Here is a 26,110-nt window from a genome sequence, read left to right as displayed (position 1 = left end):
GCTTATATTTAGATTTCCTTAAAAATTACATAAAAAATTATGACGATCAAAAGATTATTCGATATACCTCACTATGCTTTGGAGAAATTTCCTAAAACAGACATGTTCGTTACAAAGTATCAGGGTGAATGGAAAAAAACATCTACACAGGAATTTATCAATCAGGGAAACAAAATATCCAGGGGACTTTTAAAGCTTGGAATAAAACCCGGAGATAAGATTGCACTCATTACCACCAATACCCGTACGGAATGGGCGGTGATGGATTTGGGACTCTCCCAGATCGGTGTTGTTTCAGTCCCTGTATATCCAAGCATATCCCATGAAGATTACGAATTCATCTTTAATAATGCCGAAATACAATATTGCTTTGTCTCTGATAAAGAATTGCTTGCTAAAGTAATGAAGGTGAAGCATAACATTCCTTCTTTACAAGGGGTTTTCACATTTGATATGATCAGTGGTGCTCCAAACTGGCGTGAAATTTTGGATCTGGGTGAAGATGATTCTACTCAAATTGAAGTGGAAGATCTTTCGAATGCCATTAATTCTGAAGACCTGGCCACCATTATTTATACTTCAGGAACTACGGGAAGGCCTAAAGGAGTAATGCTTACCCACCATAATATCGTTTCCAATGTTCTGGGTTCTGTTCCAAGGATTCCCAAGAAAAGAAGCCTTGACTATAAAGAAACAAGAGTGTTAAGCTTTTTGCCGATCTGTCATATTTTTGAAAGAATGCTTTTCTACCTGTTCCAATACAATGGGTTCTCCGTTTATTTCGCTGAAAGCATTGATAAAATGGGAGAAAATGTAAAGGAGGTAAAACCTCATTATATGAGTGTTGTTCCGCGATTGGTAGAAAAAGTATATGATAAGATTTACAACACCGGATCTTCAGCAGGAGGATTAAAATCAAAAATCTTTTTCTGGGCCCTGAACCTGATCTCAAAAAAGAAAGAAGTTTCAAAGCCTTCCGGTCTTTTGGAACTTATTGCTGATAAACTTGTATTTTCAAAATGGAGAGAAGGTCTGGGAGGTGAAATCATCACTTTGGTTTCAGGTTCTGCAGCACTTTCCACAAGATTAAACCTGATGTTTCAGAATGCCGGGATTCCTATTCTGGAAGGATATGGATTAACGGAAACATCGCCCGTGATCTCCGTAAATAGTTTTGATAAGATGAAAATCGGAACCGTAGGACTTCCATTGGATAATTTACATGTAAAAATCCAGGAAGACGGTGAAATAACAGTAAAAGGTCCTTCTGTTTTTAAAGGTTATTTTAAAAATGAAGAAATGACAAAAGAAGTTTTTACTGAAGACGGATATTTTAAAACCGGAGATATCGGAAATATTGATGCTGACGGCTTTCTACAAATCACCGATCGTAAGAAAGAAATGTTCAAAACATCCGGAGGTAAATATATTGCACCACAGATTATAGAAAATCTGGCAAAAGCTTCTAAATTCATAGAACAGATTATGGTAGTCGGTGACGGTGAGAAAATGCCATGTGCACTTATTCAGCCAGACTTTGAATTTGCCAAAAGCTGGGCTATGAGAAATAATCTGAATGTAGGCTCTACTCCTCAGGAAATTGCAAAAAGCCCTGAATTAAAAGAAAGAATAGAAAAAGAAATTGATGGCATTAATGAACATCTCGGAAACTGGGAAAAAATTAAAAAGATTGAATTGACTCCTGAAGTATGGAGTATTGAAGGAGGTCTTTTAACGCCTACTCTTAAACTCAAGAGAAAAGCGGTCAAAGAAAAGTTTATTAATTTATACAATAAAATGTATGAGCATCATGAATAAAATAGTAACCGCCCTTACATGGGCGGTTTTTTATGTTTTAAATATTGTGTTCATCCTTAGAAAGTCAAATAAACGCAATAAAGTTTTAATTAACATAATTTTCATTTTTTTATTGTTTTTTAATAATACAGGCACCCCGTTAGGAACAATTATTGAACTGTCTGTTATACACCAAAACAGAATATTATGAAAAAGTTGATATTGCTAACCCTGGGTTTAGGGATATTTGCAGTGAGTTGCGGAACCAAGGAGGCCCAAATGTCATCAGGAACTACAGATTCTACAGCAGTAGATAAAACTGTGAAAACAGCCCCTTCTACTACTGATACAGTCAAAACAAAGACATTACCTCCTGATAGTATCAAAATGAAAATGGATACGGTAAAAGCTCCCGCAACCCGATAATAAATTTTTAACCTAAATATGGAAAATCCGCAGCTGAAACGCTACGGATTTTTTTATGGAGTACAGATTTTGATTCTGGTGTACATATTGAACAGCCCCTGAACCTTAAACAGGAAACACTGCAATAATAATTTTAGTTTTCGTGATTAGTGGTATTGCTTTCAAAAGTACACATTCCTCTCTATGAAAAATTGTAAAATTGTAAATCTGGCTAAAGAAACAACCATTTTACTTTTCCTTCGGAATATACCTTGTCAAAAAATTTTCTAGGGGTAAAACCTGTAAGCGCTTTAAAATCTTTTATCAGGTGGGATTGATCATAAAACAAGTGATCATAGCTTAGTTCGGTAAGAGTTTTCTTCCCTACATGCTCCAGGAGAGTTTCTCTGAACCGTTGAATTTTCCTGAAATCGGACGGACTTTTACATAAATAAAGATCGAAAAGCTTATTAATCGTCTGCCTTGTTGTTTTATATTCGCAGGCATGAGCTTCTATAGACTTATCCAGGTCCATCAGTACATCACCCACCAATTCATTAAGGAATGCATGATTGAAACCTATATACCTGGACATCCAAAAATCTTCAATCATTTCTACTCTTTTTTCAGGATCCTGTTCTTCTAAAATCGGAATCATTGAGGCTTCAAAATCATCATAAGGGAAAAACATTTTGGAAAAGTCCTTGGTATATTCTTTCAATGGCCGTTCTAAAAAAGCATTTAATCCCAATGGCTTAAAGTAAAAGGTTATTTCATTTAAGCATCCTTGTATTAATACTTTTATAGGCCTTTTATAATGGCATATCAAGTCTGATGAAAATCCGCCGTTATTTTTTTCAATGACCCGTATCTCATTATTTTCAAACTGCAGCTCTACATTCCGGGATATTGATACAATACTGTAGTTATTAGGAAAAGTGAGATACTCTATATCCTCTGAATACCGGCTTTTATTCAGGAAATAATAACCTTCCAGAAAATTAGCCAGCGTGGGATTCTTAGGTTTCATCAATTGCAGTTCCATGTCTTTTTCTTTATAATGCTTTGATATACAATCGGTCTCAAAAATAACTGAAAAATTACATTATCTTGTATTTTTATAATGAATATTAGCTTATATACTATTAATACTAATATTTTTCTATATTTGATCAACAAACATTAAAAGAAATTACTATGAAAAAATTATGGATCGGAGCAGTTTTAGGGTTATTTATTATGAGCAGCTGCGCCCAGAATAAAGAAAAGCGGGAAGAATTTAAAGATGAGCATGATAAAAATGCCATGAGAAATACAATGGGAGATTCTGCAGTTGCCAACTCTGACACGGCTCAAACCAACCCATCGGACAGTTTAAAAACGAAAACAGATTCTACAAAAGCAAAATAATAAAATAATCCGCAGAATTTCTGCGGATTTATTTTTACATAGAAGAAGAGCCCCAATCAACTGGTGTTAAAAATTTATCATTAAAATAGATAATACCGTAACAATTTTCACTGTAGTACGACTTATGCATTGACATATTTATTACATTTGCAATCAATAAAAAAGTATTTATGAAAAAGTTAACGATACTCTCTTCAATCTTCGTGGGTGTATTTGCTTTTGCACAAGGTATCAAATTTGAGGATACCAGCTTCGCAAGCGTTGTTGCTAAAGCAAAAAAAGAAAACAAGCTGATCTTTATCGATGCCTATGCATCATGGTGTGGACCATGTAAACTGATGGCAAAAAACATTTTCCCATTGAAAAATGTGGGAGATTACTATAATTCTCATTTTATCAATGCCAAAATTGACATGGAAAAAGGGGAAGGAATTGACCTTGCCAAAAAATATAATGTAAAAGCGTTCCCTACTTACTTGTTCATTAATGCAAACGGTGAAGAAGTACACAGAACGTTAGGATACGTAGAAGAAAATGATTTCGTTCAGTTTGCTAAAGATGCGGAAGACCCGAATAAAAGACTGACTGCATTAAAGCAAAAATTCGAAAACGGAGAAAAAGATCCTGAATTCTTAAAGAATCTTGCCGGACTTACCATTTATAATGACTCGGAATTTGCGGGTAAAGTCCTGGATCGTTATTTCCAGGGAAAATCCAGTCTGAATCAGGAAGATGTTCAGATATTACTTGCCGGAATTCAAAGTACAGAAAGTCCTTTGTACAAAATTTTTAAAGATAAAAAAGCTGACATTGTGAAGGTCCTTCCTGGTGAAAAATACGATATGGTTGATAAGAATATTAAGATGAATACCATCGTTAAAAAGTCTTATAATGCCGACACCAAAACATGGAATGACAGTTACTTTTTAGCCGAAACCCAGAAGTTTCTAAGCAAAGAAGAATCTGAAAAAATCTTAAAAAGAGCAAAATCCAGCAGAGCATTGAAAAATAAAGACATTGCCACTTATGAAGCATTAACTTTAGATTTATACAAAGATTATTCGGCTGCCTCTTCTGAAGAACTGAATTCTATTGCATGGAACTTTTTTGAAAATGTAACCACAAAATCATCTCTTGAAAAAGCAATCCTTTGGGCTCAGGAATCGGTAAAGAAAAGTGAAAGCTATGCAAATACAGATACCTTAGCGAACCTTTACAATAAGGTTGGGGATAAAAAGAATGCTAAAATCTGGGCTGAAAAGTCTGTAGCACTGGCTAAGAGTAGCGGTGAAGACGCTTCAGATACTGAAAAATTATTGAAGAGCCTTTAAACAACTTCTATATATAAATAAGAACCGCAGTGTAACTGCGGTTCTTATTTATTTATATCCGATCAAGATATTAATATTCAAACAATACACTTCCCCAGGTAAATCCACTTCCGAAAGCGGAAAGAAGCACCAGGTCTCCTCTTTTTATTTTACCTTCTTCAATCGCCTCGCTTAAAGCAATCGGAATAGAAGCTGCCGTTGTATTCCCATATTTCTGGATATTGTTGTAGATTTTTTCATCCGGTAATCCGAACTTCTGCTGTACAAATTGGGCAATTCTCAGATTCGCCTGATGGGGAATAAACATATCGAGATCTTCAACTGTTTTTCCTGCTTTATTTAATGCTTCCACCATCGTTTCAGGAAATCTTGTTACCGCATGTTTGAATACGAAGTTTCCATTCATAATAGGATATACTTCTTTATTGGTAACATTTTCGGGCTCCTTTCTCATGCGATCACTCCAGCCATATTTTGAACCCGGGAACTGGGTACATAATTCGTCTGCATATTTACCTTCAGAATGCATATTAAAGGATAAAACATCTCCCGCATTCTCGTCCTCAGTTGCAGAAAGGATAACAGCTCCTGCCCCATCCCCGAAAATCACGGAAACTCCTCTTCCCTCATCAGAAAAATCCAAACCAAAGGAATGTACCTCAGCGCCTACGACTAAAATATTTTTATAGGCTCCGGTTTTAATAAAAGCATTAGCTACACTCATCGCGTAAACAAATCCTGAACATTGATTCCTTACATCCAATGCTCCGATGGTATCGCATCCCAGCATATCCTGAAGCAATACCCCACATCCTGGAAAATAATAATCGGGAGAAAGCGTGGCAAAAACAATATAATCGATATCCTTAGCGGTTAATCCTGCTTTTTCAAGAGCTTTTTCAGACGCTTTGAATGCCAGGTAGGCTGTCGTCTCCTGTGAATCGTTTCTGTTTTTCCTGTGTCTTCTTTCTTTGATGCCTGTCCTCTCCGTGATCCATTCATCATTGGTAGTCATTAATTTAGCTAAATCATCATTCGTTACAACATTATCCGGAACATAAAATCCGATTCCTTTTATTGTACTTTTAATCATATAGTTTTTTAATTTTGGCAAAGATAAACTTATTTGACCCATAGTATTTCAAAATATTAGTATTTTTACTTTATGCCAATCGATACGATATACAGAGATTCCCACTGCGAATGGGTTGATGTAGAAGCTCCAACCCCAGAAGATTTACAGTTTCTTCATGAAAGATATGAGATTAATAATCTCCTTCTGGAAGACACCCTTGATCCTAATCACCTTCCGAAATATGAAGAGGATGGGAATGTAAAGTTCTTCCTGCTGCGGGAAAGTACAGAACTGGAAAGGAAAAATCTGAATACGATAAGTGATATCAGCACCAAGATTGGAATTTTTCTTCTGGAAAATACGATCATTACAGTTCACAGGATGAAAACCAGAAGCATCACCGAAACAAAAAAACAACTTTCTTCCAGCACCACAGATTCGTCACCGGAAAATATCGCCCTGATGATCGCCCTATTGATCATGAAAAGCTTTGATGATGAGTCAATCAGCTTACTGGAAACCATGGATAATATAGAAAATGAAATTTTCTTAAAGAATACCAATCATACGACCCAGATCCGAAGGCTTTATAAACTGAAAAGAAAATCAGGTTTAAACTCGAGGGTCCTTATTATTTCTACAGATGCCGTTGATAAGTTTAAACTTCTGAATCTTCAGGATTCGGAATTTGTAGACCTGAAGGATAAACACAAAGACGTTGTTGCCGATTTTGATCACCTGAACATCCAGATCACCAACCTTATTTCTATGTTCCTGGCACTATCGGATCAAAAAGCCAACCAGGTGATGAAGGTATTGGCAATTTATTCTGTTTACTTCTTACCGATTACTTTTATAGCGGGAGTCTACGGAATGAACTTTGATAATATGCCGGAACTGCATCATAAGCATGGTTATTATTTCACTTTGGGATTAATGGCTTTAATTGTCATTGTTACTTTTATTTATGCGAGGAGAAAACAGTGGTGATGGATCGGTCTTCAAGATATGGAGTTTTTTAAGGGAAAGATTAGGTTTGCTTACCAAACATAATTATAAAATTTACAATTTTTTTTAAGAACTAAGTTTTTTTTAATCCCACAGGTCACTCAGTTTAGCACAGATGCTTATTGAATATTTAACTCTGAAAATGAGGTCAACTTTGGATATCTTTTGGTATTTTTATCTTCAATAAAATCACTGAGCTTTAAAAACGACTATACAAAAGCAGCAGTTTTTTTATTTTAAATCTAAAAACACCAAACCACCATGAAACCGGATCTTCTTAATAAAATTCTCGGTGATAATGTTCTTTCAAAAGAGTCTAAAGACAAACTTATGGCTCTGCATGAAAATATTTCCACCAAAGAGTTCTCGGATCTACTGGACGCTGAAGGCCATCAATATGTCGAATTTGTACAGGAAGGCGGTGGTGTTTGGGGAAGTGCACTGGTAGGTTATCTCTATGGTCTTGAAATATTCGGTGTCCGTTTTCTGAAAGTGGCAGGTACAAGTGCCGGGGCTATCAATACAATGTTAATTGCGGCTTATAAAACAAAAGAAGAAGCTAAAAGTGAAGTAATCAAAGAAATTTTATTCAACTGGAATTTTGCAGATTTTATGGATGGTAAACCCTATGTAAGGACTACTATCCATGCAATGCTTAATAACAAAAACTTCCTGAAGATAAATACGATTATTGCCATTATTATTTTACTTATCCTTGTGATTACACCATTTGCGGTATCCTCTGAAACGGTATGGAGGGCAAAGCTTATTTTCCTTATTCCCATTATTCCTTTGATTCTGATATTTTTCTGCCTGAAAAAGTTTTATAATGATTTCCGTAAACAAAACAGCGGGCTTAATCCCGGAAACACATTTTTAAATACCATGAAAGATGCTCTGGATGGTTTCGGTGTGAAAACGGTCGCTGACCTTAATCAGAAATTTTCTGCCAGGGAGGGTGCACTCAATCTTAATTACCGTTACGGCAATAATCAGGAATACTACACCATAGCACTAAGAAGTATAGAAGAAATAAAAAATGCTAATCTGGAACATATAGACGAAACGCAGTATAAAATATTTTATGACAGTGCCGTCAGCAATGATCATTATAAAAATAACCCCTTCTATCAGTTAAGATCAGAATACGTTGTCGTTACAACAGATATTAACGCTAAAATAAAGGTGGAACTGCCTACGATGGCCAATTTATACTGGTCAGAAGAAGAACTCAAACACAGCAGTCCGGCTGAATTTGTGCGTGCTTCCATGTCTGTTCCGTTCTTTTTTGAACCTTTTCAAAAGAGGATTAATAAAGATGATGATTCTATAAAATACGCATGGAGGTTCTGGATGAATACAAAACCGCAAGATATTTATCCTGTGGGTGTTTTCATAGATGGGGGAAGCATTTCCAATTTCCCTATTGATCTTTTTCATGCCAATGATGTATTCTATCCGAGAATGCCTCTGTTTGGTGTACAGCTTACGAGTAAGTCCGAAGGGGATGCCGATAAGGGGAAAACCAGCGAGCAGATCTTAAAAACCCCTTTTTCATATGCAGGAAATATCATTGAAACCCTGAAAGGCTTTAATGATAAATCATTCCTCACCAAACATACTTTTTATCGTTTGTATAGCATACAAACCGTAGATTGTGGAACCAGCAGCTGGCTTAATTTCTTTATGAAAAGGGAAGAAAAGGAACAACTTTTCAATGCGGGTTTTTCAGCCGCACTGGATTTCCTCAATGGATTCGACTGGAAAAAATACAAAAAGGAAAGAATGATGATATCGATGAAGGAGAAAAAAATACTGAAGGAAGAAGATACGAAGACGGTGGGTTAAAGAATTTCTAATATCAATAAAATAAAATACTTATGAAATATATCTGTGAATGCTGTGGTAAAGAAATGGAAGACTGGCCAGCCCTTGCTTATAAATCACCGTCAAGCTATATGCAGTTAACAGATGTAGAATTGCAAAATGCCGAAATAAGTTCAGACTTATGTATTATTGAATATCCCAAACAGACGGACAGATTTATTCGTACCGTATTGGTACAGGAAATTATTGAGAGTTGTCAGACTTTTGAATATGGAGTCTGGGTAAGTTTAAGTGAAAAAAGCTTTAGTGAATATGTTGACAATTACAATAATGAAGATTTTGGAGCCGAATATTTCGGGTGGTTATCCAATGATCTTCCCGATTATGATTTCTCAGAAAGCATTCCAATGACAGTCGTCGTCAATAATAAAATAGGCCGCCCGCTCATTTACCCACATCAAAATTTCGAACATCCGTTTGTCTATGATTTTTACAATGGAATTACGATGAAAGAAGCTCAGCAAAGAGTAGATAGGGTTCTACAAAATAATAAATTTTAAACATAGCTGGAAAAAGCCGGATCATCTATCATTTAAATGATCCAGCTTTTTTATTATAATTTATCAAGAAACTTTAGATATTCCGGGACACTTTTCTCTATCCATTCCTGTGAAGTATTAATTTCCAAGTTGTAATAGGTAAAAAGATCTTTATAATCAGCCTGAATGTATTCAAAAGTGAGTTCAAAAGGTCTGGTCAATTCTTTCATTGTATATTTATATTTACCGGAAGCAGAATAATCTTCTTCTTCCACGCCGGCTGTAATAGCCAAAGCAATTTTCTTCCCTCCTACTTTGAATCCGCTTTTGCTTCCATATGCCCATCCATAGGTTAAAACTTCATCAAACCATTTTTTTAAAAGCGGCGGACTGCTGAACCAATAAAAGGGAAACTGAAAAACTATTTTATCATAACTTTCAATCAATTCCTGTTCTCTCTTAACATCAATTATACCATCAGGATATTCCTTATACAGATCATGAACGGTATATTTTTCAGGATACTGAGAGAGCTCTTCCACCCATCTTTTATTGATCAGCGAATCTTTCATTACAGGATGGGTAACAATTACCAATGTTTTCATTTTAATGCAATTTATAGTTACAAAAATAATCCTATCCACTTACATTTCGTACATTAGCAACCTAATGTATGGTACTATAAAAAAAGTAAGTAATGAGCAAAATAAAGGAAACATCAACAAATTTTGAGAATAAAAAACTGTTATCCGATGAATGTTCTGAGGTTTATGCTTCCAACATTATCGGTGGACAATGGTCACTGGCTATATGCAGCTGGCTGATTAACGGGAAACTGAGATTTGGGGAATTAAGGAAACTTTTACCCAATATTACAGAACGTATGCTTACCTTACAACTCAGGAAGCTGGAAGAAAATAAGATCATTACAAGAACCGTTTTTGCGGAAGTCCCACCTCGTGTTGAGTATGAACTTACAGCAATAGGTTATAAGCTAAAGCCTATCATTAAAGAACTTGAGCAATGGGGAACGGAGCATAAGGAAATTGTAAATTCGGATAGACTAAATTGACACGAAGTTTCTGCCTATACTAAAGAGGGGTATTCGTAGAGTTTTCTGTTATTATCAGAAAATAAAATATTGATTTTACAGGCTTCCTGATTTAACCTTTTTGCCACATGGGATTATGTTTCAGGATGGTTTTGTATACAGAGCAGTTTTCTGTATGGGCACCACCCAGATAACCAATACTCATCAGGAATTCATTGACGATTTCTCCACCTGTGAATTTAAATGTTTTTTTAAAAAGCTTCATCCATTCCTGTAAAGTTTTGGGATGATGATGTTCCAGCCATTTTTCAAATGATCCGAATTCTTTTTGCAGCTCAATGATTGTTTTGGCATTTTCAATGGCAGCGTTCACCTTAAGTTTATTTCTAATGATGCCGCTATCATTTAATAACCTTTCACGATCTTTTTCACTATATGCGGCTACTTTCTGAATATTAAACTGATCATAGGCATTTCTGAAGCTTTCTTCTTTTTTCAGAATGGTTTCCCAGCTTAATCCTGCCTGATTGATTTCCATTACCAATCGCCCAAATAATTCATTATCATCATGAATAGGGAATCCATAATGATAATCATGGTATTTTTGGTGTAATGCCTTTCTGCTTTCAGGCTGCATCTTTTCTATAGCTGAACAATAACTCATTAAAATATATTTTCTGTTTTGGTTAAAAATTTCTCTAAAGCATTTTTGATATCAATACCTGTCCGATCTGCTAAGATAATCAACCACCAGATATTTTCCGCTAATTTATGTTCCAATTCTGCAGAGGCATCTTTTTTAATCCATGTTTTCTCATGTGACATAAAATCCCGCCCGACAATGCCGGCATCGGTAAGGTAGGCAAGTGCATCCTGTTCCAAGGTCCATTCACTGCCGTTCTGCTGCTTTTCAAGACGATGGTATTTCTCTCTGATGTCAAGAGCCCTATCTATAATCTTATCTAAATTATTCTGATCCATTATTCTGATTTTTGAAGGGATTGTCTGTATTGATTAGGTGTCTGTCTTGTCTTATTTTTGAACAGTTTACTGAATGACTGCGGATGCTCGAACCCCAATTGATAAGCTGTTTCAGAAACTGACAATTGAGCTTCGGACAAATATTCTTTAGCCTTTTCAATAAGCTTTTCGTGAATATGTTGCTGTGCGTTCTGCCCTGTATGGTGTCTGAGCATATCACTCAGGTATCTTGGTGTAAGATTCAGCTGTGATGCAATATATTCTACTGTTGGCAGTCCTTTTATGCCTTTTTCCCGATCAAAATAATCATCAAGTAAAGCCTCCATCCTTGAAAGAAGGTCATTATTTACCGCCTTCCGTGTAATGAACTGACGATTATAAAAGCGATTGCTGTAGGTAAGCAGCAACTCAATCTGCGAAATAATAACATCTTGGCTAAACTGATCTATCCTTTCATTTAATTCATTCTTAATGCTTTCAAAAACATCGAGAATTGCTTTCTTTTCATTTTCGGAAAGATACAATGCTTCCGAAGTTGCATAAGAAAAGAAACCGTAATTTTTAATTTTTTTCATTAAAGAATATGGTCTTATAAAATCCGGATGAATATGCAGGGACATGCCACTATAATTCCTTTCCTCCTGTTCCATAATAAGAACCTGCCCCGGAGAAACAAAAGAAAGGCCTCCTTCCTCAAAGTCATAATATCCCTGGCCATAACGGATTTTACCGTTGAAATTGGTTTTAAATGAGATTTTATAAAAATCCGATTTTGTCCCCTGTTCAAAGGTTTTCGGATCGAAGCACGTTTCATCATAATTGATAATTGTGATAAGAGGATGTTTGGGTGCAGAAAGTCCCATCGCTTCATGTAAAGCTGACAGAGATCGGAAATGAACGGGTGACTGATTCGTTTTCATAGTACAAAGATAAGGTGGGTTTGTGACAACTGTTAGTCAGTAGGAATGTGAAATTTGATGAATTGATGATTGATAGTTGATAGTTGATAGTTGATAGTTGATAGTTGAAGGTAGTAAATTATAGGTTGTGAAAATAAAGATTTTGCATATTTAACATTACAGCTATTTATTCTAACTTATTTAATTGCAATTCATTAGAAAAGCCCGCAACATCTAACATCTAACATCTAACATCTAACATCTAACATCTAACATCTAACATCTAACATCTAAGCTCTATCTCTAATTTCTAACCTCTAATTTCTTCTCTTCCCCAAACAAAAAGCCGGATTTTATTTTCTGAACATGATTTTCCACTCCGATGGAATTCCGGTCATTGTAAAGGGCATTAGCATCTTTGCCGGCAACATACCTCAGCTGATCTTTACCATCAGTTGCCGCTTCATAAATAACGTGGGCAATATCTTCCGGTTTTGAGTAATTGGATACCTGATCCGGACTATAGCCTTCCTGTACTTTTTCTGTCAATTGGCGATACGCGCTATGCTGGGCTCCATCTAATGAACGGCCAGCAAAATCCGTTTGTATTCCTCCAGGAGCCACTACTTTAACCTGAACCCCGAATTGAGCCAGCTCGTAACCCATACTTTCCGAGAAACCGTCTACTGCAAATTTTGTCGCACTATAAATAGAGCATGTAGGAAAACCCATTAAACCGAAACTGGATGTGATATTAATCAAAACCCCTTCTTTTCTTTCTCTGAAGTACGGAGTAAAAGTCTTCGTAATCCGGATTACTCCCATGAGATTGGTTTCAATCTGTTTTTTAATCTGTTCATCTGTAAAGGCTTCTAAAGGGCCTACCAAACCATATCCGGCATTATTCACAACCACATGAATCTCCGTTTCGGAAAGAACCTTTGCAATTGTTGATTCCAGCTGTTCTTTATCGGTAACGTCCAGTCCGATAACGGAAACATTTTCTAATACTGTGAGTTCAGTTTCATTTTCGGGGTTTCTCATGGTCGCAATGACATTCCATCCCTGACTTTGAAATAGCTGAGCTGTTGCTTTCCCTAATCCAGATGAAGCCCCTGTGATAAAAATTGTTTTTTGCATTGTTCTGATTTTATGATACAAAGGTCTTTAGAAATTAAAAATTAAAAGTAGCCATATTGAGTATCGTTGTAGCTATTTTGACGAATTACAGAATTTTTTATCATAAATTAAATGACAGGAAAATGTAATACTTCTTTATTATTAATTATTTTATCTTTACCATCTTCTTATATTTATATCCGAGTGCTATGAAACAGATTATTTCACTTCTTCTCCTCTTATTTGTATGCTCATTGAAAGCACAGACAATTTACTCCAGGGATTACGGAAACAAGGAAAATCCGCCTGTTATTTTTATTCATGGCGGACCCAGCGGAAATGCTACATTATTTGAAGGAACTACAGCTGAGGCATTGGCTAATAAAGGGTTTTATGTAATTGTTTACGACAGACGCGGTGAAGGACGATCGAAAGATGACCAGGCAACAATGACTTTTAAAGAAAGTTTTGATGATTTGCTCAATATTTACAAACTGTATGGTCTGAATAAAGCAAATATTCTGGGACATAGTTTTGGAGGGATCATAGCGACTTTATTTACGAATCAATATCCTCAAAAAGTAAGCTCATTAACGCTTGCAGGTGCTTTGTTTTCGCAACAGGAAACCTATGATCATATTCTGAAAGAAGCCAGGGAAAAATTTAAGAGTGATCCATCAAAATTAAAGCAGATTACAGACATTGAAGGTTTACCGAAAAACTCCGCAGAGTACAGAAAAAGCTGCTATAATATTGCGGGTGATATGAATTTCTTTTCCATGCCCAATCCAACACCCAAAAGTCGGCAGCTCAGAAAAGAATACGAAGCAGGTGATTTTTATAAACAGAATTACAGAAACCCTGATTCACCTCTGAAATTCTATAAAAATGAAAGCAGGAATAATCTTAATAATATCAGTGTTTTAAAAAATATAAAAAAGAAAGATGTCCCTATCTTTGCGGTCTATGGAAAGAATGATGCTATATTTTCTGAAAAGCAGATCAATGATCTTCAAACAATAGTAGGAAAAGAGAACTTCGATCTTATTGACAACTGCTCTCACTATTTATTTGTAGACCAGCAGGATGAGTTTTTAAAATTTATGGTTGAGCATCTGCATTAAATTCTTTCATTCCATTATAAAAACTTAGTTTTGCAGATCATGCAGGACTACAAAATACATACGAGAACCTACAAAACAATCATTATCATGCTTGTTTTGATGTTTTCATTATCTCCCTGTTCTGTAAAAAGGGACCTGTTAGGTATTTTCGATATCCAATATATCAGCCCTTTAAATAAGGTAAGAGTTACTTCCAATCCCACTTTCAGCTGTGATAGTTTGATTACGAACTCATCACAGAAAACACTTATTTCATCAATACAATCCAAATCGGTAAAAGGCTTTTTCTTCTATTTGCATATCTGCTTACATCCTTTAAAAGAAGGTAAACAAATTTGCAATACCTATTCCGGAACAACTTCAGGAAATAGCCCACCAAGGTATATTTTATTTCAACAATTAAAATTGGATATAGCACAGGAGATTACCTCCGGTCATTTTTAATTTTAATTATTCAGTAAAATATACATTCAATGAAAAATACAACTTACCAGCTTACGGATCATGCTGGTTTATATACATTATCCGTCCGCATGGTCATCGGATGGACTTACTTTTCAGCTTTTTGGCGGCGTCTGGTCCTGGAAAATAAACTGGATCCCGAAGTAAAAGGATATATCGGCGAAAAATTCAATCATTTCCTGCCCAATGCTTTGGGGATCAAACCAGCTATAGAATACCTTGTTACCCATCCCGATGCATTGCACACCTCTATGGTAGTTTTTACCATCATAGAAGCGATTGTAGGACTAGCGGTCATTTTTGGATTGTTTACCCGTCTCATGAGCATTGGAATTTTTGGACTGGCTTTAGGAATTCTTCTGGGATCAGGCTGGCTGGGAACAACATGTCTGGACGAATGGCAAATCGGTGTTCTGGGAATTGCGGGTGGGTTCACATTATTTCTTACAGGCAGTGGTCCTTTTTCCCTGGATGACTACTTTTTAAAGAAGAAGATCAGTTTCACTTCTAAAAAATGGTTCCCATGGCTCGCCTCAGGTCATCTCCCTATCCAGAATCCCAGATATTTTGTGCTTACAGGTTCTGTTTTTATTATGGGACTTACCCTCTTTACCAATCAATATTTTCATGGAGGAGTCTGGGGAACTTTGCATAATAAATCAGTTCAACCCAAAGTTGAGATTTCAAATCTTTCCCTTAACCGTAATACCATTCATTTTGAGGTATACAGAACCGAGGGTGCTGACGTCTACGGTTCGTTTCTGATCGGTATTCATATTTTAGATAAAGATGGGATAATTTTAAAAGCATTGACCCAGAAAGAACTTTCGGAACTGCAATCGGAAAATATTCAGAATCATTATGTAGCCAGGGTAAAGCCAGGGAAACACAGCCTGATCATTCCGCTTGGAGCCAAGGCAGATCTCAAATTCAATATTGAAGATATCTCAGACAAAAGAAATATGATCCATCGCGTAAAGCTGATTGACATCAGCGGAGCTGAATGGTTTGCTGATCTTTAAACTTTTCAGCATAAAAAAATACCTCCGGATTCCGGAGGTATTTTTAATTTAAATTTAGTGCATGGCTTCACTCAAATCTATTTTTTCTTTACTTTTTCGCTCTTTCACGAAGAGGATAAATGGTATACAAATCAGGAAGGCTACCCCTAAATAAAGGAAAACATCCATATAAGACAGTACCGTTGCCTGTTTTGTTACTGAAAGATCAAGCATTTTATAGGCCGCGTTCAATGCAGCATCAGGAGTCATCCCTTTGGAGATAAAACTTGCTTTCAGTGTTGCTAAACGCTGCTGAACCTCAAAACTATCACTATCGAGATGGGTAATAAGATTCACCCTGTACTTCTGACTTGCATTGGCAATAAAGGTTGTAATGGCAGCAATACCAAAAGAACCACCCAACTGTCTCATCATCCCCGTAAAAGCTGCACCCTGTCCAATTTCCTGACCTTTCAATGTACTTAGCGACAAGGAAGTAATCGGTATGAACAAGAGTCCTAATCCGGCTCCTCTTACAATCAACATCCAGAAAAAGGCTTCTTTACTGGTGTCTGGTGTAAGGATCTTATATCCCCAGAAACTATAAACAAAGAAAATGAACAATCCTAAGGAAACCAGAATCTGCTGCTTTGCTCCTTTAGAAAGCAATCTCCCGATGATAGGCATCATGAAGGCGGTAGTTAATGCTGCAGGGATCATCAATGCACCCGATTGCAGGGCAGTCCAGCCTAAGATACTTTGAGTGTATAAAGGGACAATAAATGTAGACCCATACAGCCCAAATCCTAATACAAAAGACATCGCCGTTCCGATCCTTAAATTACTGTTCTTCAGAACCCTTAATTCAACAATAGGAAATTTAAAGGTAAGCTCCCTCCAGAGAAACAGTATAAATCCTAATACAGCGGTTACGGTAAAGGTAACGATCATTCCACTTGCAAACCAGTCTTCTTCATGACCTCTTTCCAGGATAAACTGTAAAGAACCCACAGTAACGGCTAACAGGGCAATTCCAAGCCAGTCGACATCAGAAGCTTTTCTCTTCTCGGCATATTTGGGACTTTTTACAAATTGTAAAGTCATCAGAGTTGCTGCAATACCAATTGGAATATTGATATAGAAAATATAAGGCCAGCTAAAGTTATCTACAATATATCCTCCTAAAGGTGGTCCCAAAGTTGGACCAATGATTACCCCTAAACCATAAATCGCCTGAGCCATACTTCTTTTTTCAACAGGATATGATTCCGTGATAATGGTCTGTGAGGTTACCAATAATGCGCCTCCACCAATACCCTGGCACAATCTGAAGAATACGAGTTCCCAGATATTGGTTGCATTTCCACATAAAAATGAAAATATGGTAAAGATGATAATAGAGGCTGCAAAATAATTCCGACGTCCGAACTGCTGTGACAGCCAACTCGTCATTGGTACGATAATTACGTTACCTATAGCATAAGCCGTAATTACCCAACCCACTTCAGAAAGTGTAGATCCCAGGTTACCTTTCATTTCATTGAGGGCAACGTTTACAATCGTGGAATCCACAATTTCAAGCAGAGCACAAAGAATAGCTGTGATCGTAATGATCACTCTCCGGGCTCCATATTCTACTAATGAATCTTGCATAGTTAATTTTGTGTGATGTACAATTGTATGAATGTGAAATGATTGATTTAAGGATTGAGAAATTTAAAGATTAAAGATTTCTCAATTGAAGACAAACCCGTTATTATGTTTGCTTAATCTATCTAAATCATAAAAACATTCTACATCAATACATTTTACATATTTATTTTAGCGAAACTTCAGCTTTCACATTCATTCCTGTTCTCAGTTTTTTAGCGATATTCGGATCCAGTTTTACAAAATCAATTTTTACAGGAAGTCTTTGTACCACTTTTACGAAGTTACCACTTGCATTATCCGGAGGCAGGATAGAGAATGTAGCACCGGTTGCAGGTGAGAAAGAGCTTACAACCCCTTCAAATTCCTGATCAGGGAAAGCATCAATTTCTATTTTTACTTTTTGTCCCTCAATCATTTTGTCAACCTGAGTTTCTTTAAAGTTCGCAACCACCCATTTCTGGTCATTTTTCACTACACTGAATAACTGTGCACCTGCCTGAAGGTATTGTCCAACCTGAATCGGAACTTTTCCTACATATCCGTCTTCAGAAGCCAGAATAATCGTGTAAGACAAGTTTAATCTTGCATTTTCCACATCTACCTGTCTTTGTTGTGCCACTGAATTGGCTACACTTATCTGTTGAGAACTAGCTGCAGTCTGAGAAGAAGCAATACCTGTCTGTTGAGCGATCTGATTTCTCTGCTCCACTAAAACCTGCAACTGCTTATCTGCGGATTGTTTTGCAGCAAGCGCCTGCTCATATTGTTGTTCTGTAATAGAATGATCTTTTACAAGATTAGCATATCTTTTCAGGTCAGAAGAAGTTTTCCAGACATTTACTTTTGCAGCTTCGATCTGGGCATTTGCTGTTGCTACCGCAGCTTCAGAGCTTCCGATGTTTTTAGAAGTAGCTGTTGTAGTAGCCTGAGCAGTTGAAATATTACTTTTTGCTGTTGCCAATGCTGCTTCAGCTTGCTCTAATGCCATTTTCTGGTCTCTGCTATCTAAAATAACCAGAGTATCTCCTTTTTTTACAAACTGGTTATCTTTTACTTTTATCTCTTTTACATATCCTGATACTTTAGAAATTACAGGACTCATATTGGATGCAATCTGGGCGTCATCCGTTTCTTCATGCACCTGTCCGTAAGAATAAGTTCTATATCCATAAATTCCACCTCCGATTAACACAACCGCTAAAATGATAGGGAAAACTAAACTTTTCTTCTTTTTTGGTTCTAAGTTCTCTGCTTGTTCTGTTTTATTATTTTCCATTGTGGTATTATTCTTTTATTTAATTGTTAAAGTTCCTGTAGTTTGTAATAGTTTTCTGTAAGCTAATGCGGCATCTGCTTTTGCATTGATCACTCCTACGTTGGCTGAGATCTGAGCAGCATCTGCATCCAGGAGTTCGGTCATGGTGGCTAAACCATTATCGAACTTATTTTTAGTAATTCTATAGTTTTCATTAGCCTGAATTGCAGATTTTTCAAATACAGCAATCCTTTGCTTAGAATAGTTTGTATTCTGATATTCTCTGTTTACATCAAGCTTTATATTGTCATTTAAAAGTTCATTGCTTGCTTCCAGTTGTTTTTCTCTCGCCTTGGATTGTCTCAAAGATGAATTCTTCTTCCAGATATTAGCCAGATTATACTGTATCCCTATGCCTACGTTTACGGCATTGTAAACCGTTAAAAAGTTGGGTGCATCTGCTGCAATATACCCTCCCGTTAATGCAATGGTAGGTAAGTTTTCAGCTTTTGCAGCTCTACTTCCCAACTCTGCAGCCCTTCTTTGCTGGCTTAAGGCTTGTAGATCTTTACGATTTTGCTGAGCCTCATTCAGATAGTAATCCACAGGCTTAGCATCCTCAGCTTCATCTATATAATTGGGATCCACTTCAATAATTGTTGTTTCAGGAATTCCTAGTAACAGGTCCATATTGATGTTTGCAATATTGTAGTTATTTTTGGCTTCCAGTAGCTGCAATTCAATATCTGAGGTTTGAAGATTTGCTTTTAAACGGTCATTTCTTGCGATCAATCCGTTATTTTCCATTTTAAGAAAAGTCTCATCTCTTTGATTGGAAGCTGTAAGGTTTTCTTCTAAAACCTTGATCGATTGGTTGGCCTTAAACAAATTATTATAAGCCTGGGCAACATTGTAAGCGATGGCAGTTTTATCATTTTCCGTGCTTAGTTTGGATGCCTCCACCAGATATTTTGCAGACTCAATTCCATATTTTATTCTTCCTCCAGCATAAATAGGCATAGATAAATTAGCCTGACCTAAAAATACAGACTTCGGTGAGGCTACTCCGCCACCTGATCCGGATTCGTTCAGAAATTTTACATCTACTTTAGCATTCGTTAAACGCATGTACTGCCCCGAAAGCTTAAAATCCGGCAGCTGTTTATTTTTTGCTTCTAAAAGGTCGGCTGTCGCTTCTTCTATTTTAGCGGCATCGATCTTTAGATTCTTGCTGTTTTGGATACCTAACCTCACAGCTTCATCAAGGCTGAGTTGTTTTTTCTCCTGAGCATTTATGTTAGCAATTCCTATAAATAGTGAAAGTGCAATAACGGAATTATTTATTTTCTTCATAACCCAAAAGGTCTTTTAGTAAATATTTTATATGTTTATTAAGTTCTGTGTAGTATTTTTCATCGAAAGCTTCTTCGTCCTCCGTGTTATTCAGGAATTCTTTATACATTTCTTTAGCATTGGAAGCGTAAAATAACGTCCCGCTAACTGTAGTATGTAACAAATAAATAAGGGGGTTTTTGGTAAAAATGCCTTTTTCCAAACCACTCTTTAATATCTGTGAGTACATGGAAAGAAAGCCCATTTTTGTTTGCTTCAGGAATTCTACAATTTGTGGGTTCTCCGCATGGAGCTGCTCACGCTGCATAATCCGGTAAAAGCATTTGTTATTTTTTACCTTTCCTGAAAACTCGTCCACTATCTTTTCTATTTTTTCCCATTCATTAATATCTGTTCTCTCCAGAATATCTTTTGAAAAAAACTGGCCTTCATTCATTCTGTATTCTACCAATTTCTCGTAAAGTTTTTCTTTTGAGCCAAAATAATAAGAGATCATAGAAATATTTACATTCGCTGCCTTTGAGATTTCCCTTGTAGAAGTCCCGTCAAAACCTTTTTCAGCAAAAAGCTTTTCTGCAGCAAATAATATATTTTCTTCTTTTGAAATCATGTCACTGCTAATTTTTCAGGCTGCAAATTTACACAAGTTTTGTAAAAAATCAAACGATTGATTGATTTTTTAATATATTTTTAATTTTACTTAATATAACTTACTGTAAACTAATACATTTTGATTAAATAAAAATACTAATTATTATAAATAAATTCATAATTAATTAACTATTTAAATATTTGATTTAATTTTTTCAGGTAAAAATTGTCATAAATACAGCATTGGCCGAAGAAAGAATCTTCAAAAAATGATGTAAATAATTGGAATTATTTAAAATTGAAATCTGCCTTCCTTCTTTTATCATAATTATTTGTTTGCTTTTATTCTAATAAAAGTATCTAAGAAACACTTTACCATTCCTTTTTTTCAAAACAAAAAAGTCCGGATTATACCGGACTCATATATCTTATTTTAAAATTTTATGTTGTTTTATGAATATATCTGGATAGCTTTATTCCGAGGTCTGTCCAGATAATTTTAGGATTCCCGTTTCTTGTTAAATGCAGGTCGGCAGTACTTACCTCTTCAAGAATATTTTCAATATTGGCACCACTGATAAATTTCGAAAATCCAGCCCAATTGAAACCATTGGCATTGATCTTTTTATACACCAGATCCTCAGATTGATAGTTTTGCAGTAAAGCCAATCTGAATATTTCAGAACAATAATTCAGAAAGTTTTTCTGCTTCTCACGATTCCACCCGGCTATCTCTCTTGCCCAAAGGATGATATTTTTAAGAAATTCCGGCCTCTTTTTTACCTGGAATGCATCCCGAACCCATTGGATGAAAAGTCGTTCGAACTCTTCATTTTTATTCCCCGATTTTAAAAGTTTTACAGCGTCATTCAGATTTCCCTGAGCTTCATGAACAATTTCCCTGGACTGCTCATCAGATACTGAAAAGTTGTTCCGAAGATAGGTTGCAATATCCGTATCGTTAAGTCTGGGAACTTCTACAATCTGTGTTCTGGAAAGTATGGTGGGTAAAATATCGTTTGAATTTTCTGCGGTAAGCAGGATAATGGTTTTAGCAGGTGGCTCTTCCAGGAATTTCAAAAATTTATTGGATGCCGCTACATTCATTTTATCTGCTCTCCATACAATGAGAATTTTTGTTCCGCCTTCAAAGCTCTTAAGAGAAAATTTCTGGTTCTGATCATCTATCTCATCAGCTGAAATAAAAAGCTGTTTGTTTTCAGAATCCAGAAAAGCAGTCCAGTCATCATAGCTTGCGTAGGGAGAAGCCAAGATCATTTCGCGAAAATCCTCAAACTTATTTTTGCTTAAAGAGTTCTTGTTATCCGTATATACCGGAAAACTAAAGTGCAGATCCAAATGATTTAGGTGTTCAACTTTTGAAGCGGCGTGCTCATTTTCGCCCTGCAGGATTTCTTTTGCATAAGCTAAAGCCAGAGGAAATGTACCATATCCTTCCTTTCCAATGAAAAGCTGGGCGTGGCTTACTCTGTTTTCTGCAATGCTATCTTTAAGAAGTTTTTTCAGATTGTCTTGTCCGGCAATGTTCTCCCAATTCATGCCTCAAAGATAAAAAATCTTCTCTCAATTCAAGGAAATTTAAGATGATCTATTTGATTAAAATAATTTTCAAAAACAGAACAATCCGCTTAAGAGTTCGTAATTATAGTCTCTGTCAATAATCTTATTTATGTAATTCAGTAATTAAATTGTATACAATTTAATTTTTAGCAATACATTTGCTGTATCAAAAACAAAAATAAACTCACATTATGAAAGTATTGTATAGTATTGGCGCTACAGCCACAGGAGGAAGAAACGGACATGTAAAAAGCGAAAACGAAGTATTGGATCTTGAAGTAAGAATGCCAAAGGGTCTTGGTGGTACAAATGATGACTACGCCAATCCGGAGATGTTATTTGCTGCAGGATATTCGACATGCTTTGACAGTGCCCTCAACCTGGTCATCAAACAGAATAGGATAAAAACAGGAGAAACTACCGTTACAGCAAAAGTAAGTCTTGGACAGATTGAAAATGGAGGCTTTGGTCTCGCAGTTGATTTACATGCTAATATTCCAGGAGTATCTATGGAAGATGCCCGCTCTTTAATTGAAAAAGCACATCAGGTTTGTCCTTATTCTAATGCAACCAGAGGAAATATTGAAGTTAATTTAAGTGTAACAACGGCTGAGTCTTAAATTAATCATGGAGCCTTTATCTGATATCAGTTTAAAATGAATAATTTAGATAAAACTTTCACCAAGATTAATAGATCATTATAAAATAGTACTATGACACCAGAATCAGAACAAAAAATTAAGGAGGTTTTTGAAAAGCAAAAGGCATTTTTTAAAACCAATAAGACCAAAAATATTGAATTCAGAAAGGAGCAGCTAAGAAAATTTCGTGAAGTATTTCTTAACCACACGGATGCATTATGTGAAGCTTTGGACATTGACCTGGGAAAAAGCAGAAAAGAGGCAGAATATGTAGAAATTCAGATCGTATCCAGTGAACTGGATTATTTACTGGAAAACATTGATGAATGGGCTAAACCTACTCCGGTAGAATCCAAACCTCATCCTTCAGGAGCAAAAATTGTGAGCAAAATAACATATCAGCCTTATGGTGTAAATTATATTATAGGGCCTTTCAATTATCCTGTACAGCTCACTTTCAGCCCGTTGATCGGTGCATTGATTGCCGGAAATACAGCAATTATCAAACCTTCTGAAAACACTCCTCATGTGGCAAAGGTAATCGAGAAAATTATAGATGAAGCTTTTGATGAGTCCTATGTTAAAGTATTTCAGGGAGCTATAGAGGAAAATACATTGCTATTAAGTCTTCCTTTCGATTATATATTCTTTACCGGAAGCCCCAATGTAGGTAAGATTGTCATGAAAGCTGCCGCAGAACAGCTGATTCCGCTTACTCTGGAGTTGGGAGGCAAATCACCAACGATAGTACACAAAGATGCTGACCTCGATAAAGCTGTGTCCAGAATTTCCTATGGAAAATGGATCAATTGTGGGCAGACCTGTGTAGCCCCTGATTATATTTACATCCATGAATCTGTAAAAGACAGCTTTATAAATAAATTTATAGCTTATCTTAAAACGACTTATCCTGAAGGATCTTTAGGAAAAATAGGAAAAATCGTTAATACCAACCAGATCAAACATCTTGCAGGTTATCTGGACGCTGCACCAGAAAAAGTAATTTACGGAGGAGCATATGATTCTGAAACCCGTCATTTCGAAGCAACCTTAATGGATCAGGTGACCTGGGATGATCAGGTGATGCAGCAGGAAATTTTCGGTCCTATATTGCCCATCATGACCTATACTGACATTGATGTCGCTCTGGAAGAAATCAACAATCGCCCCAAGCCTCTGGCTTTATATGTTTTTTCTGAAAGTGAAGAATTTGCCAATGATGTTTTAAACCGTACCACAAGTGGTGATGCTGAAATCAACAGCGCCATCATCCATGTAGGCTCTCATTTTCTGCCTTTCGGAGGCGTAGGAACTTCCGGCATAGGAAAATATCACGGAAAGTTCAGTTTCCAGGCATTCAGCCATAGCAGATCGGTTCTGGAAGTATTATAAGCTCAATTATTAATTGACAATACATAAAAAGTTGGAAGGCAGTTTTCTTTGTGGAAAACTGCCTTTTACAATTACAAAAATCAGATTAAGCAACGTCTATTTACAGCACAGCTCTTCTTTTCATTAATGTAATCAACTATTATTGTGAAAGATGTATAGTTGCAGGAATCCTGACAATTCCATCCGTAGAAAAAAGAAGCTCACTTCGGCTAAATTTATTTTTATAACAAAAAATCAGCTTTTGATTTAAAGATAATTCCCCTTAACAAACTTTAACCTCATGAAATTTTTACAATTCATTAATATTTAAGATATTTGCGCATTATTTTAAAAATAAAGAATGAAAAAAATCTTTGTACTATCATTCATTTCTGTTGGCTATTTCCTTAATGCGCAGAGTTTAAGTAATTCACCATATGCAACTTACGGAATCGGGGATGTAAAATATGATAATACGATTGAAACAGCTTCTATGGGTGGCATTTCAACGGCTTTTATAAGTGATTTCACGAGTAATTTCAATTTTGCCAATCCAGCAAACAATACGAATTTCGAACTGACCAGTATTAAGCTTGAAGCGACGAACGAAAACAACTATTTCAAAACGAATTATAACAATACGAAGTCTACCAAACATTCTACGTATTTATCCAATATTTCATTAGCATTTCCTATCTCCTCAAAGGTGAAAATGGGATTATCTTATCAACCTTACAGCTCAAAGAGCTATGATATTGTTAATACCAGCACTACCACTGATGGAACTGTTTTTGCCAACCGGTTTAAAGGAACAGGAACATTAAATACAGCACAGATAGCTGCGTCTTATAAAGTAAGCAATGAATTTGCTTTGGGTTTAAGAGCGAATTATTATTTCGGTAATCTGTATGATCTTAACGAGATCACTACTGCTGATAGTCAACTGATCAATGGATACGAGACCAAAAATAATGTTCGAAACTTTAATTTTACTTTAGGGACAAGCTACCAGCATTTGAATACCCGTACTGATAAAAAACTAACCATTGGTGCCACTACTACTTTTGGAAACACAAGTAATATGACTACTGATTATACAAACAGTACTTATTTCTATGCTGCCGACGTGAAAAAAGAGGAGCAGATTATAGAACAGAAAAGCACAAGCTCCAAAAATCTTTTACCCGTACAAGCCTCTTTAGGGGTTGGATATGGAAGTGAAAACCAATGGTTCGTTTCGGGCCAGATTGATTATAAAAAAGGAGAAACCATTTCTTATTTTGGAAAAACATTTGATTTCCAGGATACCTACAGAATATCTGCCGGTGGTTGGTATTTACCTAACTACAATAACTTCAGAAACTATTTCTCAAGAGTAGTATACCGTTATGGTGCATTCTATGAAAGAGGAGGTTTGAAGATCGGTAATAACAGCATTAACAAATTTGGTATTTCAGCAGGGGTAATGCTTCCGTTCAAAACCAGTAGTATAACGAGAATGAGTGGATTGGAACTGGGTATAGAGCTTGGTAAGCGCGGAACTTTAAAAGACAACCTGATCAACCAGAATTTCATCAACCTGAGGGTAGGATTTAATTTTGCTGACAAGTGGTTCAGAAAGAGTTTATATAACTAA

General features: G+C 36.1%; 26 protein-coding genes. 14 read left to right on the top strand and 12 right to left on the bottom strand.

Features of this window, described 5'->3' with window-relative positions:
• Positions 1-39 precede the first annotated feature (39 nt).
• Both G9C87_RS01595 and G9C87_RS01590 read left to right on the top strand, forming a co-directional pair.
• Positions 40-1,818 carry an AMP-dependent synthetase/ligase gene (locus G9C87_RS01595; RefSeq protein WP_172277369.1) on the top strand — a complete coding sequence of 593 codons (1,779 nt, stop codon included), beginning with the start codon at positions 40-42 and terminating at the stop codon, positions 1,816-1,818.
• Positions 1,819-2,004: 186 nt separating this feature from the next.
• Entirely contained in the window at positions 2,005-2,223 is a 219-nt protein-coding gene (locus tag G9C87_RS01590) for a cytochrome C551 (RefSeq protein ID WP_172277366.1), read from the top strand.
• Positions 2,224-2,434: 211 nt separating this feature from the next.
• Here G9C87_RS01590 and G9C87_RS01585 read toward each other — a convergent pair whose 3' ends face one another.
• Positions 2,435-3,247, bottom strand: a complete 813-nt coding sequence (locus tag G9C87_RS01585; protein WP_172277363.1) for a helix-turn-helix domain-containing protein — start codon at positions 3,245-3,247, stop codon at positions 2,435-2,437.
• Positions 3,248-3,399: 152 nt separating this feature from the next.
• Between G9C87_RS01585 and G9C87_RS01580 the strand changes: the two genes are divergently transcribed.
• Together G9C87_RS01580 and G9C87_RS01575 are read left to right on the top strand one after the other, a co-directional pair.
• Positions 3,400-3,612, top strand: a complete 213-nt coding sequence (locus G9C87_RS01580) for a hypothetical protein (RefSeq protein ID WP_172277359.1) — start codon at positions 3,400-3,402, stop codon at positions 3,610-3,612.
• A 170-nt stretch (positions 3,613-3,782) separates the two neighbouring features.
• On the top strand, positions 3,783-4,943 hold the full coding sequence (locus tag G9C87_RS01575; RefSeq protein WP_172277356.1) for a thioredoxin family protein: 1,161 nt from the start codon (positions 3,783-3,785) through the stop codon (positions 4,941-4,943).
• Positions 4,944-5,013: 70 nt separating this feature from the next.
• Here the strand turns inward: G9C87_RS01575 and G9C87_RS01570 are convergent, their stop codons facing one another.
• Entirely contained in the window at positions 5,014-6,036 is a 1,023-nt protein-coding gene (locus tag G9C87_RS01570; RefSeq protein ID WP_172277353.1) for a 3-oxoacyl-ACP synthase III family protein, read from the bottom strand.
• 72 nt (positions 6,037-6,108) lie between these two features.
• Here G9C87_RS01570 and G9C87_RS01565 point away from each other — a divergent pair, with 72 nt between their 5' ends.
• The 3 genes from G9C87_RS01565 to G9C87_RS01555 all read left to right on the top strand — a co-directional run bounded on the left by G9C87_RS01565 (position 6,109) and on the right by G9C87_RS01555 (position 9,413).
• Complete coding sequence (locus G9C87_RS01565; RefSeq protein WP_172277350.1) at positions 6,109-7,008, top strand: CorA family divalent cation transporter; 900 nt, start codon at positions 6,109-6,111, stop codon at positions 7,006-7,008.
• A 279-nt stretch (positions 7,009-7,287) separates the two neighbouring features.
• Entirely contained in the window at positions 7,288-8,874 is a 1,587-nt protein-coding gene (locus tag G9C87_RS01560; protein WP_172277347.1) for a patatin-like phospholipase family protein, read from the top strand.
• A 32-nt stretch (positions 8,875-8,906) separates the two neighbouring features.
• Positions 8,907-9,413 carry a DUF2199 domain-containing protein gene (locus G9C87_RS01555; protein WP_172277344.1) on the top strand — a complete coding sequence of 169 codons (507 nt, stop codon included), beginning with the start codon at positions 8,907-8,909 and terminating at the stop codon, positions 9,411-9,413.
• Positions 9,414-9,466: 53 nt separating this feature from the next.
• Here G9C87_RS01555 and G9C87_RS01550 read toward each other — a convergent pair whose 3' ends face one another.
• A complete protein-coding gene (locus G9C87_RS01550; RefSeq protein WP_172277341.1) occupies positions 9,467-9,997 on the bottom strand; it encodes an NAD(P)H-dependent oxidoreductase in 531 nt (176 codons plus the stop codon).
• Between the two features lie 92 nt (positions 9,998-10,089).
• On the opposite strand from G9C87_RS01550, the gene G9C87_RS01545 reads away from it, so the two are divergent.
• Complete coding sequence (locus G9C87_RS01545) at positions 10,090-10,464, top strand: winged helix-turn-helix transcriptional regulator (RefSeq protein ID WP_172277338.1); 375 nt, start codon at positions 10,090-10,092, stop codon at positions 10,462-10,464.
• Between the two features lie 91 nt (positions 10,465-10,555).
• On the opposite strand, the gene G9C87_RS01540 is transcribed toward G9C87_RS01545, so the two are convergent.
• The 4 genes from G9C87_RS01540 to G9C87_RS01525 all read right to left on the bottom strand — a co-directional run bounded on the left by G9C87_RS01540 (position 10,556) and on the right by G9C87_RS01525 (position 13,463).
• On the bottom strand, positions 10,556-11,107 hold the full coding sequence (locus G9C87_RS01540; protein WP_172277335.1) for a DNA-3-methyladenine glycosylase I: 552 nt from the start codon (positions 11,105-11,107) through the stop codon (positions 10,556-10,558).
• The gene (locus tag G9C87_RS01535; protein WP_172277332.1) at positions 11,107-11,424 is read right to left on the bottom strand and encodes a MazG-like protein; all 318 of its coding nucleotides are present in this window, start codon (positions 11,422-11,424) and stop codon (positions 11,107-11,109) included. The genes G9C87_RS01540 and G9C87_RS01535 overlap by 1 nt, the downstream gene beginning before the upstream one ends.
• Positions 11,424-12,344, bottom strand: a complete 921-nt coding sequence (locus tag G9C87_RS01530) for a helix-turn-helix domain-containing protein (protein ID WP_172277329.1) — start codon at positions 12,342-12,344, stop codon at positions 11,424-11,426. The genes G9C87_RS01535 and G9C87_RS01530 overlap by 1 nt, the downstream gene beginning before the upstream one ends.
• 282 nt (positions 12,345-12,626) lie before the next feature.
• The gene (locus G9C87_RS01525) at positions 12,627-13,463 is read right to left on the bottom strand and encodes an SDR family oxidoreductase (RefSeq protein ID WP_172277326.1); all 837 of its coding nucleotides are present in this window, start codon (positions 13,461-13,463) and stop codon (positions 12,627-12,629) included.
• Between the two features lie 188 nt (positions 13,464-13,651).
• Between G9C87_RS01525 and G9C87_RS01520 the strand changes: the two genes are divergently transcribed.
• Genes G9C87_RS01520 through G9C87_RS01510 form a run of 3 tightly spaced genes read left to right on the top strand, consistent with a single transcriptional unit; the run spans position 13,652 to position 16,050 of the window.
• Positions 13,652-14,566, top strand: a complete 915-nt coding sequence (locus tag G9C87_RS01520) for an alpha/beta hydrolase (RefSeq protein ID WP_172277323.1) — start codon at positions 13,652-13,654, stop codon at positions 14,564-14,566.
• Between the two features lie 39 nt (positions 14,567-14,605).
• Positions 14,606-15,010: a hypothetical protein gene (locus tag G9C87_RS01515; RefSeq protein WP_172277320.1), complete on the top strand. Its 405-nt coding sequence runs from the start codon at positions 14,606-14,608 to the stop codon at positions 15,008-15,010.
• A 29-nt stretch (positions 15,011-15,039) separates the two neighbouring features.
• Positions 15,040-16,050, top strand: coding sequence for a TQO small subunit DoxD (locus G9C87_RS01510; RefSeq protein ID WP_172277317.1), 1,011 nt, complete (start codon positions 15,040-15,042; stop codon positions 16,048-16,050).
• A gap of 54 nt (positions 16,051-16,104) precedes the next feature.
• Here the strand turns inward: G9C87_RS01510 and G9C87_RS01505 are convergent, their stop codons facing one another.
• The 5 genes from G9C87_RS01505 to G9C87_RS01485 form a co-directional block, all read right to left on the bottom strand.
• Positions 16,105-17,682 carry a DHA2 family efflux MFS transporter permease subunit gene (locus G9C87_RS01505; protein WP_172277314.1) on the bottom strand — a complete coding sequence of 526 codons (1,578 nt, stop codon included), beginning with the start codon at positions 17,680-17,682 and terminating at the stop codon, positions 16,105-16,107.
• Between the two features lie 163 nt (positions 17,683-17,845).
• Positions 17,846-18,958: an HlyD family secretion protein gene (locus G9C87_RS01500; protein WP_172277311.1), complete on the bottom strand. Its 1,113-nt coding sequence runs from the start codon at positions 18,956-18,958 to the stop codon at positions 17,846-17,848.
• Between the two features lie 15 nt (positions 18,959-18,973).
• Positions 18,974-20,290, bottom strand: coding sequence for a TolC family protein (locus G9C87_RS01495; protein ID WP_172277308.1), 1,317 nt, complete (start codon positions 20,288-20,290; stop codon positions 18,974-18,976).
• Positions 20,274-20,900, bottom strand: a complete 627-nt coding sequence (locus G9C87_RS01490) for a TetR/AcrR family transcriptional regulator (protein ID WP_172277305.1) — start codon at positions 20,898-20,900, stop codon at positions 20,274-20,276. Before G9C87_RS01490 ends, G9C87_RS01495 begins: the two co-directional genes overlap by 17 nt.
• A 422-nt stretch (positions 20,901-21,322) precedes the next feature.
• Positions 21,323-22,441, bottom strand: a complete 1,119-nt coding sequence (locus tag G9C87_RS01485) for an ATP-binding protein (protein WP_172277302.1) — start codon at positions 22,439-22,441, stop codon at positions 21,323-21,325.
• 212 nt (positions 22,442-22,653) lie between these two features.
• Between G9C87_RS01485 and G9C87_RS01480 the strand changes: the two genes are divergently transcribed.
• The 3 genes from G9C87_RS01480 to G9C87_RS01470 all read left to right on the top strand — a co-directional run bounded on the left by G9C87_RS01480 (position 22,654) and on the right by G9C87_RS01470 (position 26,110).
• Complete coding sequence (locus G9C87_RS01480) at positions 22,654-23,082, top strand: organic hydroperoxide resistance protein (protein ID WP_172277299.1); 429 nt, start codon at positions 22,654-22,656, stop codon at positions 23,080-23,082.
• Between the two features lie 93 nt (positions 23,083-23,175).
• Positions 23,176-24,495, top strand: coding sequence for an NAD(P)-dependent benzaldehyde dehydrogenase MdlD (gene mdlD, locus G9C87_RS01475; protein WP_172277296.1), 1,320 nt, complete (start codon positions 23,176-23,178; stop codon positions 24,493-24,495).
• 340 nt (positions 24,496-24,835) lie between these two features.
• Complete coding sequence (locus tag G9C87_RS01470; RefSeq protein WP_172277293.1) at positions 24,836-26,110, top strand: hypothetical protein; 1,275 nt, start codon at positions 24,836-24,838, stop codon at positions 26,108-26,110.

This window comes from Chryseobacterium sp. LAM-KRS1 (genome assembly GCF_013184525.1).
Classification (GTDB): Bacteria; Bacteroidota; Bacteroidia; order Flavobacteriales; family Weeksellaceae; genus Chryseobacterium; species Chryseobacterium proteolyticum.
The sequence above is the reverse complement of the archived record's forward strand: the minus strand, read 5'-3'. Positions and strand labels throughout refer to the sequence as shown.

What these genes read in the sequence shown, in the direction of transcription:
- G9C87_RS01595 (WP_172277369.1), top strand. Translation starts at nt 40, where the DNA reads ATGACGATCAAAAGATTATTCGATATACCTCACTATGCTTTGGAGAAA.
- G9C87_RS01590 (WP_172277366.1), top strand. Translation starts at nt 2,005, where the DNA reads ATGAAAAAGTTGATATTGCTAACCCTGGGTTTAGGGATATTTGCAGTG.
- G9C87_RS01585 (WP_172277363.1), bottom strand. Translation starts at nt 3,247, where the DNA reads ATGGAACTGCAATTGATGAAACCTAAGAATCCCACGCTGGCTAATTTT.
- G9C87_RS01580 (WP_172277359.1), top strand. Translation starts at nt 3,400, where the DNA reads ATGAAAAAATTATGGATCGGAGCAGTTTTAGGGTTATTTATTATGAGC.
- G9C87_RS01575 (WP_172277356.1), top strand. Translation starts at nt 3,783, where the DNA reads ATGAAAAAGTTAACGATACTCTCTTCAATCTTCGTGGGTGTATTTGCT.
- G9C87_RS01570 (WP_172277353.1), bottom strand. Translation starts at nt 6,036, where the DNA reads ATGATTAAAAGTACAATAAAAGGAATCGGATTTTATGTTCCGGATAAT.
- G9C87_RS01565 (WP_172277350.1), top strand. Translation starts at nt 6,109, where the DNA reads ATGCCAATCGATACGATATACAGAGATTCCCACTGCGAATGGGTTGAT.
- G9C87_RS01560 (WP_172277347.1), top strand. Translation starts at nt 7,288, where the DNA reads ATGAAACCGGATCTTCTTAATAAAATTCTCGGTGATAATGTTCTTTCA.
- G9C87_RS01555 (WP_172277344.1), top strand. Translation starts at nt 8,907, where the DNA reads ATGAAATATATCTGTGAATGCTGTGGTAAAGAAATGGAAGACTGGCCA.
- G9C87_RS01550 (WP_172277341.1), bottom strand. Translation starts at nt 9,997, where the DNA reads ATGAAAACATTGGTAATTGTTACCCATCCTGTAATGAAAGATTCGCTG.
- G9C87_RS01545 (WP_172277338.1), top strand. Translation starts at nt 10,090, where the DNA reads ATGAGCAAAATAAAGGAAACATCAACAAATTTTGAGAATAAAAAACTG.
- G9C87_RS01540 (WP_172277335.1), bottom strand. Translation starts at nt 11,107, where the DNA reads ATGAGTTATTGTTCAGCTATAGAAAAGATGCAGCCTGAAAGCAGAAAG.
- G9C87_RS01535 (WP_172277332.1), bottom strand. Translation starts at nt 11,424, where the DNA reads ATGGATCAGAATAATTTAGATAAGATTATAGATAGGGCTCTTGACATC.
- G9C87_RS01530 (WP_172277329.1), bottom strand. Translation starts at nt 12,344, where the DNA reads ATGAAAACGAATCAGTCACCCGTTCATTTCCGATCTCTGTCAGCTTTA.
- G9C87_RS01525 (WP_172277326.1), bottom strand. Translation starts at nt 13,463, where the DNA reads ATGCAAAAAACAATTTTTATCACAGGGGCTTCATCTGGATTAGGGAAA.
- G9C87_RS01520 (WP_172277323.1), top strand. Translation starts at nt 13,652, where the DNA reads ATGAAACAGATTATTTCACTTCTTCTCCTCTTATTTGTATGCTCATTG.
- G9C87_RS01515 (WP_172277320.1), top strand. Translation starts at nt 14,606, where the DNA reads ATGCAGGACTACAAAATACATACGAGAACCTACAAAACAATCATTATC.
- G9C87_RS01510 (WP_172277317.1), top strand. Translation starts at nt 15,040, where the DNA reads ATGAAAAATACAACTTACCAGCTTACGGATCATGCTGGTTTATATACA.
- G9C87_RS01505 (WP_172277314.1), bottom strand. Translation starts at nt 17,682, where the DNA reads ATGCAAGATTCATTAGTAGAATATGGAGCCCGGAGAGTGATCATTACG.
- G9C87_RS01500 (WP_172277311.1), bottom strand. Translation starts at nt 18,958, where the DNA reads ATGGAAAATAATAAAACAGAACAAGCAGAGAACTTAGAACCAAAAAAG.
- G9C87_RS01495 (WP_172277308.1), bottom strand. Translation starts at nt 20,290, where the DNA reads ATGAAGAAAATAAATAATTCCGTTATTGCACTTTCACTATTTATAGGA.
- G9C87_RS01490 (WP_172277305.1), bottom strand. Translation starts at nt 20,900, where the DNA reads ATGATTTCAAAAGAAGAAAATATATTATTTGCTGCAGAAAAGCTTTTT.
- G9C87_RS01485 (WP_172277302.1), bottom strand. Translation starts at nt 22,441, where the DNA reads ATGAATTGGGAGAACATTGCCGGACAAGACAATCTGAAAAAACTTCTT.
- G9C87_RS01480 (WP_172277299.1), top strand. Translation starts at nt 22,654, where the DNA reads ATGAAAGTATTGTATAGTATTGGCGCTACAGCCACAGGAGGAAGAAAC.
- mdlD (WP_172277296.1), top strand. Translation starts at nt 23,176, where the DNA reads ATGACACCAGAATCAGAACAAAAAATTAAGGAGGTTTTTGAAAAGCAA.
- G9C87_RS01470 (WP_172277293.1), top strand. Translation starts at nt 24,836, where the DNA reads ATGAAAAAAATCTTTGTACTATCATTCATTTCTGTTGGCTATTTCCTT.